Below are 13,232 nucleotides of genomic sequence, written 5' to 3'. Positions count from 1 at the left end.
GAGGTGGAGAGGGCGGAGAAGGTCACGGGGTGCGGCGGCGCAGCAGGCGCAGGGCCGCGAAGGCGAGGGCGGCGGTGAGGGCGAGGATCAGGGCCGTCTCGGCGAGGTGGAGGGGGGCGGCGTGGGAGGCGGGGTGGAAGAGGGTTTCGACGCCCTCGATGCCCTTCGCCTCGGCGCACTGCCGGACGAGGGACTCCTTGCCGTACTGGCAGTCGCTCATCGACACGGGCCGGCCCTGCGCGTCGAGCGCCGATTCGCTCAGCACCCATGCCCTCGCGGGGGCGGCCGTGACCTTCCAGCCGAAGATCCGCTCGGTCGGCCAGAGATGGGGAATCAGCAGCGGCAGACCTTGCACCACCCCGAACATGGCCCCCGCCGACACCGCCAGCGCCGCCAGCGACCGGCGCAGCAGCAAGCCGGCGTACGCGCCAAGCGTCAGGGCGAGGAGGAACAGGGCGGGGGCGACGGGCCCGGAGGCGGAGAAGGTGAGCCAGTCCGTCCAGTCGTCCAGCGGGGACCCGTCCATGTACGGAACGGACCGGGCCCATACGAACAGCAGGACCAGGGAACTGGCCCCGGCGGTGAGTACGCCCCCCGCCACCGCCCACTTCACCGCGATCCAGCGCCGTGGCGAGACCGACTGAGTCCAGGCGAGTGCGGCCGTCCCTCGTTCCTGCTCGGCCCCGGTGAGCGCGGCACCGGCCCAGGCGGCGACGGCGACGGGCAGCGCGAGCAGCAGGACAGATACCCAGTCGAGCCAGAAGATGTGGTGCGTCATCTCTGATTCCTGGACGGTCTCCTGTGGCCCACAGCCCGGACCGACCCAGCACTCAAGAGGTCCGGGCAGCACCACAGACGCCCCGACCCACCGCAACCACACCAGCCCCGCCCCCACCAGCACCACCACCGCGACCCAGGTCAGCAATGCCCCCCGGTGCAACCGCAGCACCACCCGCGCCAGCGTCCGGAAGGAAGGTGACGAGGGGGCAGAAGTGCCTGGCCCCGTCGCCCTGTTCAAGGTCGTACTCATCGGTCCTCGCCCTCCGGATACGTCGAGTCCAGTACGGCCGTGCAGAGCGCGGCCACGTCCTCCCGCCCAAGCCCCGCTTTCCGCGCCCGCGCGGCCCACTCGGCCAACTCGGCCTGGAGTGGCCCGGTGTCGGCGTCGGGTCCGAGGGTGCGCCGGACGAAGGTGCCGAGTCCGCGCCGGGCCTCGACCAGGCCCTCGCGTTCCAGCTCGCGGTAGGCCTTGAGCACGGTGTTGGGGTTCACGGCCGTCGCCTCGACCACCTCACGGGCGGTCGGCAACTTGTCCCCGGGCTCCAGCAGCCCGAGCCGCAGCGCTTGCCGGGTCTGCTGAACGATCTGGAGGTACGTGGCGACTCCGCTACGCCGGTCGATCCGGTAGGCGATCACCTGTCACCCCCCTTTCACTAATCAAGTAGTGAAAGGGTGATGCAAGGGTGGTGTTCCGTCAAGTGCGGGGGGAGCGGGCGGTCTTGTGGCCAGGGAGCTGCCGTCAGGTAGCGGTTCCGTCGGCCCGTTCGGCTTCCGTCAGGAGGTAGCGGCGTTCGGCTCCGTTGGCGGTGAGGGTGGCTGCCTCGCGGTAGAGGGCGGCGGCCCCGGCGGTGTCGCCGGTCATGCGGGTGAGGTGGGCGCGTACGGCGCGTTCGTGGTGGCGTACGAGGGGGTCGCGGTCGAGGGAGTGGCGGCGGCAGAGGGTGTCGAGGAGGGTCAGGCCGCGGGTGGGGCCGAAGGCGCGGGCGACGGCGACGACGCGGCTCAGCCGTACCGGCGCGGTCGGGGTGAGCCGCTCCAGCCAGAGGTAGAGCATCGCGATGCGCGGCCAGTCGGTGAGTTCCGGCGCGGGCGCCTCGGCGTGGAGTGCAGCGATGGCGGCCTGGAACTGGTACGGGCCGGTCCCGGTGCCGCGCGGGTCCCACACCGCGTCGAGGAGCCGGGTCCCCTCGCGGATCAGCTCCTGGTCCCAGCGGGTGCGGTCCTGCGACTCCAGCGGGACGAGGGCGCCGTCCGCGTCGGTCCGGGCGCCGTGGCGGGACTCGATGAGCAGCATCAGGGCGAGCAGCCCGGCGGCCTCGGCGTTGTCCGGGTCGGCGGCATGGAGCAGGCGGGCCAGCCGGACGGCCTCCTCGGAGAGGTCGCGGCGGGCCAGGCTCTCTCCGGAGCTGGCGGTGTAGCCCTCGTTGAAGATGAGGTAGAGCACGCGCATGACGGCCTCGGTGCGTTCGCGCCGGTCCGCGTCGGTGGCCGGTACGAAACGGGCGCCGTCGCGCACCAGTTGCTGCTTGGCCCGGCTGATCCGGGTGCCCATGGTGGCCTCGCTCGTCCCGTACGCGCGGGCGATCTCGGCCGTGGTGAGCCCGCCGACCGCGCGCAGGGTGAGCGCCACCTGGGAGACCGGGCTCAGCCGGGGATGGCAGCAGAGCAGGAGCAGGGTGAGGCTGTCGTCCGTACTGCCGGTCGGCGCCGCCCGGCGTTCCGGTGTCCCCAGGGCGAGTTCGGTCCGGCCGACCTCCTGTTCGCGGCGGTGGCGGGCCTGTTCGGCGCGGAGCAGGTCGACCATGCGCCGGTAGCCGACGCGGATCAGCCAGCTGCGCGGGTCCTGCGGAACCCCCTCGGCCGGCCACCGCTGCCCGGCGACGATCAGCGCCTCCTGCACGGCGTCCTCGGCGATGTCGAAGCGGCCGAAACGCCGGGTCAGCGCGCCGAGCACCTGCGGCGCCTCGGTGCGCAGCAGGTGCTCGACGCCCGCGCCCGGGGGTGGCCGCCTCATCGCGGACCGAGGCGGGTCCGCCGGATGTGCGGGGTCACGCCGCGAAGTCCGCGCCCATGACCGGCCGGATCTCGACCGGCTCGCCCAGCACCGCGACGATCCGGGCGGCGATCTCCACGGCCCGTTCCTGCCCCGACACATCGATGACGGCGAAGCTGGCCAGCACCTCCTTCAGCTCCGCGAACGGCCCGTCGGTGGCGGTGACCCCCTCGGCCGTGGGGCGCACGGTGGTGCTGACCGCCGGATGCCCCAGCCCCTCGGTGGAGACCAGTTCGCCGGAGGCGGTCAGCTCCTCCTCGAACCGCTGGTAGGCGGCGAACGCTTCCAGCGCCTCCTCGGTCGGCGAACCGGCGGTCGCGGCATCCCAGCCGTCGGCCGAGGTGTAGCCCAGCAGCAGGTACTTCACGGAACCTCCGTGGTGGTCGTCGGTGACGGGCCGGGCGACCCGTGGTCGTCCAGGGAACCTCGGAGCCGGACAGCCGTCCTCGACATCCATCCCATGTGACGTACGTCACCATCTCCCCGTGTCGAACTCCGGCCACCGGCCCCGAGGTAGCGGCGAGAACCCGAACGACGACGGCCGACGGCCGACGAACGACGGCCGACGAACGACTGAGGAGAACGCCATGTCCGAGACCGAGACCGAGACCCCGCCCCAGCAGCCCACCCCCGAACTCCGGGCCCTGGACCGCCTGACCGGTAACTGGAAGGTGACCGGCGGCGCCGAGGGGACCGTGCGCTACGAGTGGATGGCCGGAGGCTTCTTCCTCCTCCAGCACGTCGACCTGGTCCAGTTCGGCCAGCCCGTCACCGGAATGGAGATCATCGGCAACCTGCGCCCCTTCGGCGAGCCCACGGGCCCCGACGTGGCCTCCCGCTACTACGACTCCCAGGGCAACACCTTCGACTACGTCTACGAACTCGACGGCGACACCCTCACCATCTGGGCCGGCGCCAAGGACAGCCCCGCCTACTTCCGGGGCACCTTCACCCCGGACGGCACGACCATGACGGGCGACTGGATCTACCCCGGCGGAGGCGGCTACTCCTCGACCATGACCAGGGTCTGACCTGGGGCGTCGGTACCGGCGCCGCTCACCAGAAGTCCGGGGGCAACTCGTGCAGCCGCCCGCACCCGAGCATCGGGCAGCAGACGTAGCCGGGCGGGGGAGAGCCGGGCCGACGGTGGTCGGCCCGGTCCGGCTCCCGCCCGGGCTCGGGCTGGTCCGGGGGCGCGTCCTGGTGGTCGGAGTCGGCGGGGTCGATCTGCACGGGTTCGCTCCTCGGGGACGGGAGGGGAAGGAGGGCCGGGAGAACCGCTGTCATGGCGTGACCGGGCCGGGCAACGGGTGGACGGTGAGCCGGTACCAGCACGTCGCGTCGTGGGTGAGGAAGGCGAACGGTCCGCCGGCGGCCAGGGCGTGCAAGGCCGCGTCCTGGCACTCCGTGGACGCCTGCCACCCGCGCAGGGCGCCCGGTGCGTCCCGGTCGGCGGCGGGCACCCGCCGGAGGGCGCCGGGCGGGGCCCACCGGACGTACGGGTACGGGTCGAGCGCGTCGGCGATCCGCCGGGCCTGCCCCCGAAGCCAGCGGAGCGCGAGCCGACGGGTCGGGGTGATGATCCCGCCCAGGAACACGCTCGACCGGGCGTCGCCCCCGTACGTCTCGGCCAGGTACTCCACGGCCCCCGCCGTCACCCCTGCCCCCGAACCCACCGCCGCGCCCCGTTCTCCTCAGCCACCCGCGCCCGCAACTGCCGCAGCACCGCCGACTCCTCGCCCTCCCCGGCCTCACCCTCGGCGCCCCGGTGACGTGGACAGGCGCACGGCGGAAACAGCAACGGGTTGAACTCCGCCTCGCCGCCCTCGGGCTCGGCCCCCCTCACGCCGGCTGCCCCGCCGCGCATTCCCCCGACTCCCGGTGCCGCTTCATCAGCACCCGGCAGTCGGTCGCCCTGCTCCAGTCGTACTCGGCGTTGGCGACAGCCCCGGCGAGGGCGAGTTCCTGGCAGGGGAGGCAGGGGTCAGGCTGAACCTGCTGCTGTTCGTGAGTCATGCCGTTGATTCCTTCGCGGTGTCACTGGGTCACCCGGCTGTGAGTGATAGTGAACACAGCGTCACCGCGACATAGGTACGCTGAACAGGCAGTCGGCTCGGACAGGCCCAACTGTCCCGGTGTTCGAGGGGGTTCTTATGACTGTCGAACTATCTCCCGACGACGCGACGGACCCGGGTCTGTCCCCGCTCCGGAACTTCGGCAACGAGGTCATGCTCGAACGCACGCGGATGAACATGTCCCGCGTCGAGCTGGGCAGGGCGGTCGCCTGCGGGGAGTCACTGGTCGCCAAGATCGAACGAGGCGACCGGGTCCCGCAGCGGGAGTTCGCCGAAGGGTGCGACCAGGTGTTCCCGCACGGGAACGGAAGGTTCATGCGCCTGTGGCGGCTCGCGCTCAGGTATGCCTATCCGCCGTGGTTCTGGCCGTACGTGGCGCTGGAAAAGAAGGCCACCGGGCTGCGCATGTTCAACCCCGTGGTAGCTCCGGGGATCGTGCAGACCCGGAGCTACGCGACCGCCATCCTCAAGGAGGGCCGCCCCAAGGGTCTGGAGGACCTTGTCACCGCGCGACTTGAGCGGCAGCAGATTTTGCAGCGCGAGGAACCTACTGGCCTATGGCTTGTACTGCACGAGCGCGTGCTTCGTAACGTGGTGGGTAGCGAGGAGATTATGCGGGAGCAACTCCTACGCTTGTTGCCAATTGCCGAGACTTCCACTCACCGGGTGCAGATCATTCGCGATGAGGGGCGGTATCGAGGTCCTGTTGGTGCCGCACCATTCGTCCTGATGTCTTTCGAAGAAGGCGCAGATGTTGTCCATGTGGACGGATTCCCGCGTGGGTACGTGCTGGCGGAGCAGGACGAGGTGGCTGACGCCGAGGACGCCTATGATCTGCTCAGAGCGTTGGCCATGCCGCTGGAAGAATCAGCAGAGTTGATCAACTCCGTTCTCAAGGAATGCTATTCGTGAACACTTCATCCTTCGCAGAGGGCGACTGGACAAGTTCCAGCTACAGCATGAGTAACGCTGGCGAGTGCGTCGAGTGGGCCCCGGCGCACGCCGCCCTCACCGGCGAAGTCCTGGTGCGTGACAGTAAGACCCCGCACGCCCCGTACCTGACGCTCACCCCCGCGGGCTTCGCCGGGCTGGTGGCGTTCGCCAAGGAGTGCGGCTGACGTCGTGCGGAGTAGCTCTGTCCGGTCTTGGGTGGCCCGGAGAGCGGCGGGGTTTCAGCGCCCGGGGCCGTCGGAACCGGGCACGCTGAAGGGGAGGCGTCGCAGGCCTCGCGCACCCCGCGCCTGCCACCGGGGAAGTGGCGCACGCGAGGGTGCCCTACTGGGCTCGGCAGGTCCTGAGGTAGCTGAGGAACGACGCCTGTAGTCCGGTCACATGCGTCTCGTGCATGAGCGCGCTGGTGACGGGCCCGCCCCGGGCGATGAGGCAGTGAAGGAACGTGGCCGCGTTCTTCGCGAGATTCTGGTAGACCGCGATGTCTCCCAGAAGCTCCCGCTCGTTGAAGGTCACGTGAAGCCGGGTGGCGGGCAGGGCGTCACCCATGGCCCGGAGGCGGGCGAAGACCTGGCTCGACGCGTCCACGATGCCGGGGCTGCCCGCGCCGACGCTCTCGAAGAAGGTGCTCCGGGTGAGCCAGGCGTAGAGGCTGAAGAGCCCTCCGTACGAGTAGCCGAAGAGGCCGTGCCCGCTCGGGGCCGCGCCCCAGTCGCGTGCGATCCGCGGGTGAAGGTCGTCGGTGAGGAAGTCGAGGAACATGTCCCCGCGGCTGTCGCTCAGTTCGGCGAGGTAGGCGTCGGCCTGGTCGCGCGTGGTCGTGCCCCTCTCGACACTCATCTCCACGGCGTCGACGTACTCCTTCGCGATGGGCTCGCCGGGGGGTACGAGGTCCCGGTTGCGCAGCCGCTCCCAGTGCTCGGCCTCCTTGCCCGCGTATCCCACGCTGACCTGGATGTAGGGCCGGATCGACTGCATGGGGTCCAGTTGCGTGACGATGAGGGGGGCGGTCAGGCCCACGGCCCAGTTGCCGTCGAGCACGTACACGACAGGCGCCTGCGACACGGCGGGATCGTAGCCCGGGGGCGTGGTGACCCAGATGCCGTAGTCGTGCCCTCCGCCGGAGCGCATCTCGAAGTAGTCGGTGTGGGCGAGGCAGCCCTGCCACATGGTGCTCATCTGAGGTCCTTCACGATTCGGCCAGCCTTGATCACGAGGGTGGCGAGGGTGGGTCCGAGGGGGGCGCCGGGGAGTGACGGAGCGGCTGGCGCCACGGCGGGGAGGCGAGCCCGTGGGATCGCGCGCCGACCCGTCGGTGATCGTCACGCCGATCCCCCGTGCAGGTCCCATGAGCGATCCTCCGAGGGCGCGAGCCGACTGCGACCATGAGCGGAGCAACACGGAATCGCCGGCATATTCTTTTCCAATGGATAAACTGTGGGAGTGGTCCTGTCAACCTCCGAACGCAAGGGCAGCGCGCGCGAGCGACTCCTGGCACGGCTTCTCGACGCCTTCGGCGAGGCCCTGCCCCCGCCGGAGATGTCGCTCCGTGAGATCGCCACCCGGGCCGACACCAGTCACGCCCTCCTGCGCTACCACTTCGGGTCGCTGCCGGGCGTGCTGGCCGCCGTGCTCCAGGCGCAGCGGTCCCGGGACAACGAGGAACTTCTGGAGGCCGCCCAGCAGGGCACCTTCGAGGATTTCGTCGCGGCGATCTGGCGTACCTACGCGAGACCGGAGCAGTTGTCGCGGGTGCGCGGCTTCTTCTACGTCGCCGGACTGGCCGCGTACGGCCCGGAGGACTTCCGTGAGTTCGTGGAGTCGCTCGACGACCTGACCGTGATGCTGTCCTCGCTCGCGGAACGCGAGGGGCTGGACGCGCGGGAAGCGCGGGACGTGGCCACCGTCACCGTCGCCGCGATCCGCGGCCTCCTCCTCCAGGAGGTCCTGGCTCCCGGCACCCGTTCGACGGACGTGGTCGGCCTGATCCTGCGCATGAGGGAGGGCGGGCCCGATCCACGGGCGCGTCCACAGCGTTGAGCGGCCCCCGGCTCTCCAGCGAGAAGCCCCGCCGCCGCCCGGCGGAGGGGCGACGGCGGGGCTTTTCCGGAAGCCTGCGAGGTCACCCCTCCGTGCGGTACATCAGGTCCGTCTCGTACGTGGTGAAGCCGAGCCGCTCGTAGACGCTGACGGCTGCCTCGTTGTCGGCGTCGACGTAGAGCATGGCGGTGGGGAGGCCCTGGGCGGCGAGGTGGGCGAGGCCGGTGGTGGTGAGGGCCTTGCCGAGGCCGGAGCCCTGGGCGTTCGGGGCGACGCCGACGACGTAGACCTCGCCGAGGCCCTCGTCGGCGTGGATCTTGGTCCAGTGGAAGCCGGCCAGGACGCCGTCGCGCTCGGCGAGGAAGAAGCCCTTCGGGTCGAACCACGGTTCGGCCATGCGGGCGTCCAGGTCGCGCTGGGTCAGCGAGCCCTGCTCGGGGTGGTGGGCGAAGGCGGCGGCGTTGACGGCGAGCCAGGCCGCGTCGTCCTCGCCGGGGACGAAGGTGCGGACGGTGACGCCCTCCGGGTACGCCGACTCGTGCAGCGGCGGGACCGAGAGGGGGCGGCGCATCTGGCGCAGCTCGCGGAAGAGGCTCATCCCCAGCACCGTCGCCAGGTGGCGGGCGGCCGGGTGGCCGCCGTGCGCCCAGAGCCGCAGCGAGCCGCCGGACGCCTCCAGCAGGGCGGTGCCCAGCGCCCGGCCGTGGCCGCGGCCCCGGTGCGCGGGATGGACGACCAGCTCGCCGGCGGGGGGCTCGACGGGGTCGGCGCCCTCCAGCTGGGCGTAGCCGGCGAGCTGGCCGTCGGCGGTGAGCAGGAGGTGGCGTACGCCCTCGCGGCGGCCGCCGCGCAGCTGGAGACGGCCCTGTTCGGAGACGGCCTGCTGGCCGTCCTCGGCGGCGGCGTCGGCCAGCAGGGTCAGGACCGTGGCGGCCTGGTCCTCGGTGAGCTCGTCGGTGGTGTGGATCTGGCGGGAGGGCACGGGGGCCGCGGCGTCGCTGGTCATGGTCCCGAGGGTACGGCGGGCGGGCCGCCGGGCCACCGCATTCGGGGGCGTAACGGGCACCCGGGGTGGCGCGCCGTACGACGGCAACCTCCTCGTAACCGCAACCCCCTGTCGCGCTACGCGCGTTGACTCTAGGCTGCGGCTCGTATCCCAGACCACTCCCTCAGGGGGACGCATGTCAGCCACACCCCGCACGAGACGCCGGACCTGGCGCCTGGTGACCGGTACCGTCTCGCTGGCCGCCGTGGGCGCGCTGGTCGCCGCGATGCCGGCCGGGGCCCACGGGAAGCCCGGCCACGGCGGCGGCCACGACCACGGCAAGCCGGGCCACGGCCACGGCCGCACCGTCGACGTGCAGCTGCTCTCCTTCAACGACCTGCACGGCAACCTCGAACCCCCGGCCGGCTCCTCCGGCCAGGTCACCGAGGACCAGCACGACGGGACGACGAAGGCGATCGACGCGGGCGGCGCCGAGTACCTGGCGACCTCGCTGCGCACCGCGCGCAAGGGCAACCCGTACAGCGTCACGGCGGCCGCCGGTGACATGGTCGGCGCGAGCCCGCTGCTCTCCGGGCTCTTCCACGACGAGCCGACCATCGAGGCCCTCAACAAGATGAAGCTCGACGTCGCGGGCGTCGGCAACCACGAGTTCGACGAGGGCCGCGCCGAGCTGAACCGCCTCCAGAAGGGCGGCTGCCACCCCGAGGACGGCTGCTACACCAAGGGCCGCAAGTTCAAGGGCGCCGACTTCCCCTACCTCGCCGCCAACGTCACGGACGAGAAGACCGGCAAGCCGATCCTCAAGCCGTACACGGTGTGGAAGAAGAACGGCGTCAAGATCGGGTTCATCGGCGTCACCCTGGAGGGCACGCCGGACATCGTCTCGGCCGAGGGCGTCAAGGGGCTGAAGTTCCACGACGAGGTCGAGACGGTCAACAAGTACGCGCGGGAGCTGGAGCGCAAGGGCGTCAAGTCGATCGTGGCGCTGATCCACGAGGGCGGGGCCCCGGCCTCCAAGTCGTACAACTACGACTGCGACTCCTCCGGTGCCGGGGACGGCGTCTCCGGTCCGATCGTCGACATCGCCAAGGGCATCACGCCGAAGGTCGACGCGCTGGTCACCGGCCACACCCACGAGGCGTACGTCTGCACCATCCCGGACCCGGCCGGCAAGCCGCGCACGGTCACCTCGGCCTCGTCCTTCGGCAAGCTCTACACCGACACGACGCTGACCTACGACCGGAAGACCAAGGACATCGTCCGCACCAGCGTCTCCTCGGCCAACCACGTCGTCACCCGGACCCAGCCGAAGGCCAAGGACATCACCCGGCTGATCTCCGACTGGAACGAGCTGGCCGCGCCGATCGCCGCCCAGCCCGTCGGCCACATCTCCGGCGACCTGCCCGGCCGGGGCGCGACCACGCCCGAGTCGCCGCTCGGTGACGTGATCGCCGACGCCCAGCTGGCCCACGCCAAGTCCCTGGACGACACGGCGGTCCTCGCGCTGATGAACCCGGGCGGCATCCGCTCCGACCTGGTCTACAAGGCGTCCGGCAGCGAGGGCGACGGGGTGGTCACCTACGGCGAGGCGTTCACCGTCCAGCCGTTCAGCAACACCGTCAACCTCGTCACGCTCACCGGCGAGCAGCTGGTCACCGCGCTGAAGCAGCAGGTCAGCGGGGGTAACGAGGCGTCCCCGAAGATCCTCCAGGTGTCGGAGGGGCTCACGTACACCCTCGACTACACCAAGTCCGGCGCCGACCGCGTCGTCGCCGACACCATCCGCCTGAACGGCGAGCCGATCGACCCGGCCGCCTCCTACCGCGTCGCGATGAACTCCTTCCTCGCGGGCGGCGGCGACGGCTTCGCGGCCCTCGGCGAGGGCACCGACCCGCTCGTCGGCGCCGACGACCTGGCCGCCTTCAACGAGTACCTGACGGCCACCACCTCGGCCGACAACCCGCTCGACCCGCCGAAGGCGGACCGCATCACGATCGTGAAGTAGGCCCACGCCCACAACGCGACGAGGGGCGCCCCCGGCAGGTCCGGGGGCGCCCCTCACGCGTGCCAGGTCACGTGTCAGGCCGCGCCTGGCGCCGGGTTCCCGTAGTACGCCCCCGGCCCGTGCTTGCGCGTGTAATGGCGGTCGAGGAGGTGCTGGGGCGGCTCCACCCGGCCCAGGGCCAGGGTGTGGAGGGCCATTTCGGCGACCGCCTCCAGGATCACCGCGTGTTCCAGTGAGGCCGTCGCCGTGGCGCCCCAGGTGAACGGGCCGTGGTGGGCGACGAGGGCGCCCGGGACCGCCTCCGCGCGGGCCTCGTCGCCGTCGAGCAGGTCGACCACGACCTGGCCGGTGTGGAACTCGTAGTCCCGGGCGCACTGTTCGGGGGTGAGGACCTCGGTGACCGGGACCGGGCCGTCGAAGGTGTCGGCGTGGGTGGTGCCGAGTACCGGTATCGCGCGCCGGGCCTGGGCGAAGGCGACGGCGTGGGTCGAGTGGGTGTGGGTGACGCCGCCGATGGCCGGAAAGGCTCGGTAGAGGCAGCGGTGCGTCTCGGTGTCGGTGGAGGGGCGCAGGGTGCCTTCGACCACCCGGCCGTCGTCCAACGCCACCACGACCAGGTCGTCCTCGGTCAGCCGCTCGTACGGCACGCCCGAGGGCTTGATGACGAAGACGCCGGCCTCGCGGTCGACGCCGCTGACGTTGCCCCAGGTGAGGGTGGCGAGGCCGGTGGCGGGGATGCGCAGGTTGGCCTCCAGCACCTCGCGGCGCAGGGCGGCCCGCGCGGCGGCGGTCACAGCGGCAGCGCCAGGCGGTGGTACGCCTGGTTCCAGCGCAGTTCGCGGACGAACGTGCGGATACGGGTGTCGGCGTCGATGACGACCAGCTCGGTACGGAGCATTTCGGCCAGGTCGTCGAGAGTCTCCGTCCCCAGAGCGGTGGTCAGCACGGTGTGGTGCGGGGCGCCGGCCGTCAGCCACGCCTCGGTGGAGGTCCGCAGGTCGGGGGCGGGGCGCCAGACCGCGCGGGCCACCGGGAGGGCGGGCAGCGGTTCGGGCGGGGTGACCACGTCGATCTCGTTGGCGACCAGCCGGAACCGGTCGCCGAGGTCGGCGAGGCCGACGACGACGGCGGCGCCCGGATCGGCGTCGAAGACGAGCCGGACCGGGTCCTCCCGCCCGCCGATGCTCAGCGGATGGATCTCGCAGGAGGGGCGGGAGCCGGTCAGCGAGGGGCAGACCTCCAGCATGTGCGCCCCGAGGATCACCTCCTGGCCGGGCGTGAGGTCGTACGTGTAGTCCTCCATGAAGGAGGTGCCGCCGGGCAGTCCGTCGCCCATCACCTTCAGGGTGCGCAGCAGCACCGAGGTCTTCCAGTCGCCCTCGCCGCCGAAGCCGTAGCCGTCGGCCATCAGCCGCTGCACGGCCAGGCCCGGCAGCTGCCGCAGCCCGCCCAGATCCTCGAAGTTGGTGGTGAAGGCGCGGAAGCCGCCCTCGGTGAGGAAGGCGCGCAGGCCCGCCTCGATCCGGGCCGCGTAACGGAGGGAGTCGTGGCGGGGCGCGCCGGGGCGCAGCTCGTCGGCGACGGCGTACAGGTCGCCGTACTCCTCCACCAGCGCGTCCACGGTGGCCTCGTCCGTCCCGTCGACGGCGGCGGCCAGGTCGTTCACCGCGTACGCGTTGACGGAGACCCCGAACCGGCGCTGGGCCTCGACCTTGTCGCCCTCGGTCACCGCGACGTCCCGCATGTTGTCGCCGAACCGGGCCAGCCGCAGCGTCGCCAGCTCCGCCCGCCCGGCCGCCGCCCGCGCCCAGGACTCGACGCGGGCCCCGACGGCCGGGTCCGCGACGTGCCCGGCGACCGTCTTACGGGCCACGCCGAGCCTGGTCTGCACGTGCCCGAACTCGCGGTCGCCGTGGGCGGCCTGGTTCAGGTTCATGAAGTCCATGTCGATGGTGGCCCAGGGGAGCGCCTGGTTGGCCTGGGTGTGCAGGTGGAGCAGGGGCTTGCGCAGGGCGTCCAGGCCGGAGATCCACATCTTGGCCGGGGAGAAGGTGTGCATCCAGGCGATGAGGCCCGCGCACGTGTCGTCGGCCTCCGCGTCCAGGCAGATCCGCCGGATCGCGGCGGCGTCGGCGAGGACCGGCTTCCAGACCAGGCGGGCGGGGAGGGCGGTGCGCTCGGCGAGGGTCCGGCAGATCTCGCGGGACTGCGCGGTGACCTGGGCCAGGGTCTCCTCGCCGTAGAGGGACTGGCTCCCGGTGAGGAACCAGATCTCGGACTCGGGCGGTGCGGGCGGGGTCATGACGATGTGCTCCTCGTACG

The 13,232-nt window shown here is 71.7% G+C and carries 17 protein-coding genes; 5 read left to right on the top strand and 12 right to left on the bottom strand.

All coding sequences use genetic code 11. From position 1 onward, the window contains the following. Positions 1–22: 22 nt before the first annotated feature. The 4 genes from IF45_RS0110240 to IF45_RS0110225 form a co-directional block, all read right to left on the bottom strand. Positions 23–1,030 (bottom strand): ABC-2 membrane transporter-related protein, encoded by a 1,008-nt coding sequence (locus tag IF45_RS0110240; RefSeq protein ID WP_030306898.1) that lies wholly within the window; start codon positions 1,028–1,030, stop codon positions 23–25. Then, positions 1,027–1,416, bottom strand: coding sequence for a GntR family transcriptional regulator (locus IF45_RS0110235; protein ID WP_003949076.1), 390 nt, complete (start codon positions 1,414–1,416; stop codon positions 1,027–1,029). The genes IF45_RS0110240 and IF45_RS0110235 overlap by 4 nt, the downstream gene beginning before the upstream one ends. A 103-nt stretch (positions 1,417–1,519) precedes the next feature. Then, positions 1,520–2,794, bottom strand: a complete 1,275-nt coding sequence (locus IF45_RS0110230) for an RNA polymerase sigma factor (RefSeq protein WP_030306896.1) — start codon at positions 2,792–2,794, stop codon at positions 1,520–1,522. 34 nt (positions 2,795–2,828) lie between these two features. Then, positions 2,829–3,200, bottom strand: a complete 372-nt coding sequence (locus tag IF45_RS0110225) for a YciI family protein (RefSeq protein WP_008405085.1) — start codon at positions 3,198–3,200, stop codon at positions 2,829–2,831. Between the two features lie 220 nt (positions 3,201–3,420). On the opposite strand from IF45_RS0110225, the gene IF45_RS0110220 reads away from it, so the two are divergent. Beyond that, positions 3,421–3,864, top strand: a complete 444-nt coding sequence (locus IF45_RS0110220) for a hypothetical protein (RefSeq protein ID WP_030306894.1) — start codon at positions 3,421–3,423, stop codon at positions 3,862–3,864. A gap of 25 nt (positions 3,865–3,889) precedes the next feature. On the opposite strand, the gene IF45_RS33250 is transcribed toward IF45_RS0110220, so the two are convergent. From IF45_RS33250 to IF45_RS33245, 4 genes are read right to left on the bottom strand one after another with little or no spacing between them, the layout of a single operon-like run. Next, the gene (locus IF45_RS33250) at positions 3,890–4,066 is read right to left on the bottom strand and encodes a hypothetical protein (RefSeq protein WP_165395708.1); all 177 of its coding nucleotides are present in this window, start codon (positions 4,064–4,066) and stop codon (positions 3,890–3,892) included. Positions 4,067–4,116: 50 nt separating this feature from the next. Beyond that, positions 4,117–4,491, bottom strand: a complete 375-nt coding sequence (locus IF45_RS0110210; protein WP_030306892.1) for a hypothetical protein — start codon at positions 4,489–4,491, stop codon at positions 4,117–4,119. Beyond that, positions 4,488–4,700: a hypothetical protein gene (locus IF45_RS34400; RefSeq protein ID WP_003949070.1), complete on the bottom strand. Its 213-nt coding sequence runs from the start codon at positions 4,698–4,700 to the stop codon at positions 4,488–4,490. Before IF45_RS34400 ends, IF45_RS0110210 begins: the two co-directional genes overlap by 4 nt. Further along, positions 4,676–4,849, bottom strand: a complete 174-nt coding sequence (locus tag IF45_RS33245; protein WP_003949069.1) for a hypothetical protein — start codon at positions 4,847–4,849, stop codon at positions 4,676–4,678. Before IF45_RS33245 ends, IF45_RS34400 begins: the two co-directional genes overlap by 25 nt. A 137-nt stretch (positions 4,850–4,986) precedes the next feature. On the opposite strand from IF45_RS33245, the gene IF45_RS0110195 reads away from it, so the two are divergent. Together IF45_RS0110195 and IF45_RS0110190 are read left to right on the top strand one after the other, a co-directional pair. Next, positions 4,987–5,820 (top strand): helix-turn-helix domain-containing protein, encoded by an 834-nt coding sequence (locus tag IF45_RS0110195; RefSeq protein WP_030306890.1) that lies wholly within the window; start codon positions 4,987–4,989, stop codon positions 5,818–5,820. Then, positions 5,808–6,026 (top strand): DUF397 domain-containing protein, encoded by a 219-nt coding sequence (locus IF45_RS0110190; protein ID WP_003949067.1) that lies wholly within the window; start codon positions 5,808–5,810, stop codon positions 6,024–6,026. The genes IF45_RS0110195 and IF45_RS0110190 overlap by 13 nt, the downstream gene beginning before the upstream one ends. Positions 6,027–6,183: 157 nt before the next feature. Here the strand turns inward: IF45_RS0110190 and IF45_RS0110185 are convergent, their stop codons facing one another. Next, entirely contained in the window at positions 6,184–7,038 is an 855-nt protein-coding gene (locus IF45_RS0110185) for an alpha/beta hydrolase (RefSeq protein ID WP_008405075.1), read from the bottom strand. A 264-nt stretch (positions 7,039–7,302) separates the two neighbouring features. Here IF45_RS0110185 and IF45_RS0110180 point away from each other — a divergent pair, with 264 nt between their 5' ends. Beyond that, entirely contained in the window at positions 7,303–7,899 is a 597-nt protein-coding gene (locus IF45_RS0110180; protein WP_030306888.1) for a TetR/AcrR family transcriptional regulator, read from the top strand. 82 nt (positions 7,900–7,981) lie between these two features. On the opposite strand, the gene mshD is transcribed toward IF45_RS0110180, so the two are convergent. After that, the gene (gene mshD, locus IF45_RS0110175; protein ID WP_008405070.1) at positions 7,982–8,905 is read right to left on the bottom strand and encodes a mycothiol synthase; all 924 of its coding nucleotides are present in this window, start codon (positions 8,903–8,905) and stop codon (positions 7,982–7,984) included. A 175-nt stretch (positions 8,906–9,080) separates the two neighbouring features. Between mshD and IF45_RS0110170 the strand changes: the two genes are divergently transcribed. Further along, entirely contained in the window at positions 9,081–10,910 is a 1,830-nt protein-coding gene (locus tag IF45_RS0110170; RefSeq protein ID WP_030306886.1) for a bifunctional metallophosphatase/5'-nucleotidase, read from the top strand. A 74-nt stretch (positions 10,911–10,984) separates the two neighbouring features. Here IF45_RS0110170 and araD read toward each other — a convergent pair whose 3' ends face one another. Next, positions 10,985–11,704 (bottom strand): L-ribulose-5-phosphate 4-epimerase AraD, encoded by a 720-nt coding sequence (gene araD, locus IF45_RS0110165; protein WP_003949062.1) that lies wholly within the window; start codon positions 11,702–11,704, stop codon positions 10,985–10,987. After that, positions 11,701–13,212 (bottom strand): L-arabinose isomerase, encoded by a 1,512-nt coding sequence (gene araA, locus IF45_RS0110160; protein ID WP_008405064.1) that lies wholly within the window; start codon positions 13,210–13,212, stop codon positions 11,701–11,703. Before araA ends, araD begins: the two co-directional genes overlap by 4 nt. Positions 13,213–13,232: the final 20 nt, after the last annotated feature.

Source organism: Streptomyces albidoflavus, assembly GCF_000719955.1.
Taxonomy (GTDB): domain Bacteria; phylum Actinomycetota; class Actinomycetes; order Streptomycetales; family Streptomycetaceae; genus Streptomyces; species Streptomyces albidoflavus.
Note: the sequence above shows the minus strand (reverse complement) of the source record. Positions and strands in the feature narration are given on the sequence as shown.

Excerpts from the sequence above, each read along its gene's own strand:
- IF45_RS0110240 (WP_030306898.1), bottom strand. The coding sequence starts at position 1,030 with ATGAGTACGACCTTGAACAGGGCGACGGGGCCAGGCACTTCTGCCCCC.
- IF45_RS0110230 (WP_030306896.1), bottom strand. The coding sequence starts at position 2,794 with ATGAGGCGGCCACCCCCGGGCGCGGGCGTCGAGCACCTGCTGCGCACC.
- IF45_RS0110220 (WP_030306894.1), top strand. The coding sequence starts at position 3,421 with ATGTCCGAGACCGAGACCGAGACCCCGCCCCAGCAGCCCACCCCCGAA.
- IF45_RS34400 (WP_003949070.1), bottom strand. The coding sequence starts at position 4,700 with ATGCGCGGCGGGGCAGCCGGCGTGAGGGGGGCCGAGCCCGAGGGCGGC.
- IF45_RS33245 (WP_003949069.1), bottom strand. The coding sequence starts at position 4,849 with ATGACTCACGAACAGCAGCAGGTTCAGCCTGACCCCTGCCTCCCCTGC.
- IF45_RS0110195 (WP_030306890.1), top strand. The coding sequence starts at position 4,987 with ATGACTGTCGAACTATCTCCCGACGACGCGACGGACCCGGGTCTGTCC.
- IF45_RS0110190 (WP_003949067.1), top strand. The coding sequence starts at position 5,808 with ATGCTATTCGTGAACACTTCATCCTTCGCAGAGGGCGACTGGACAAGT.
- IF45_RS0110185 (WP_008405075.1), bottom strand. The coding sequence starts at position 7,038 with ATGAGCACCATGTGGCAGGGCTGCCTCGCCCACACCGACTACTTCGAG.
- mshD (WP_008405070.1), bottom strand. The coding sequence starts at position 8,905 with ATGACCAGCGACGCCGCGGCCCCCGTGCCCTCCCGCCAGATCCACACC.
- IF45_RS0110170 (WP_030306886.1), top strand. The coding sequence starts at position 9,081 with ATGTCAGCCACACCCCGCACGAGACGCCGGACCTGGCGCCTGGTGACC.
- araA (WP_008405064.1), bottom strand. The coding sequence starts at position 13,212 with ATGACCCCGCCCGCACCGCCCGAGTCCGAGATCTGGTTCCTCACCGGG.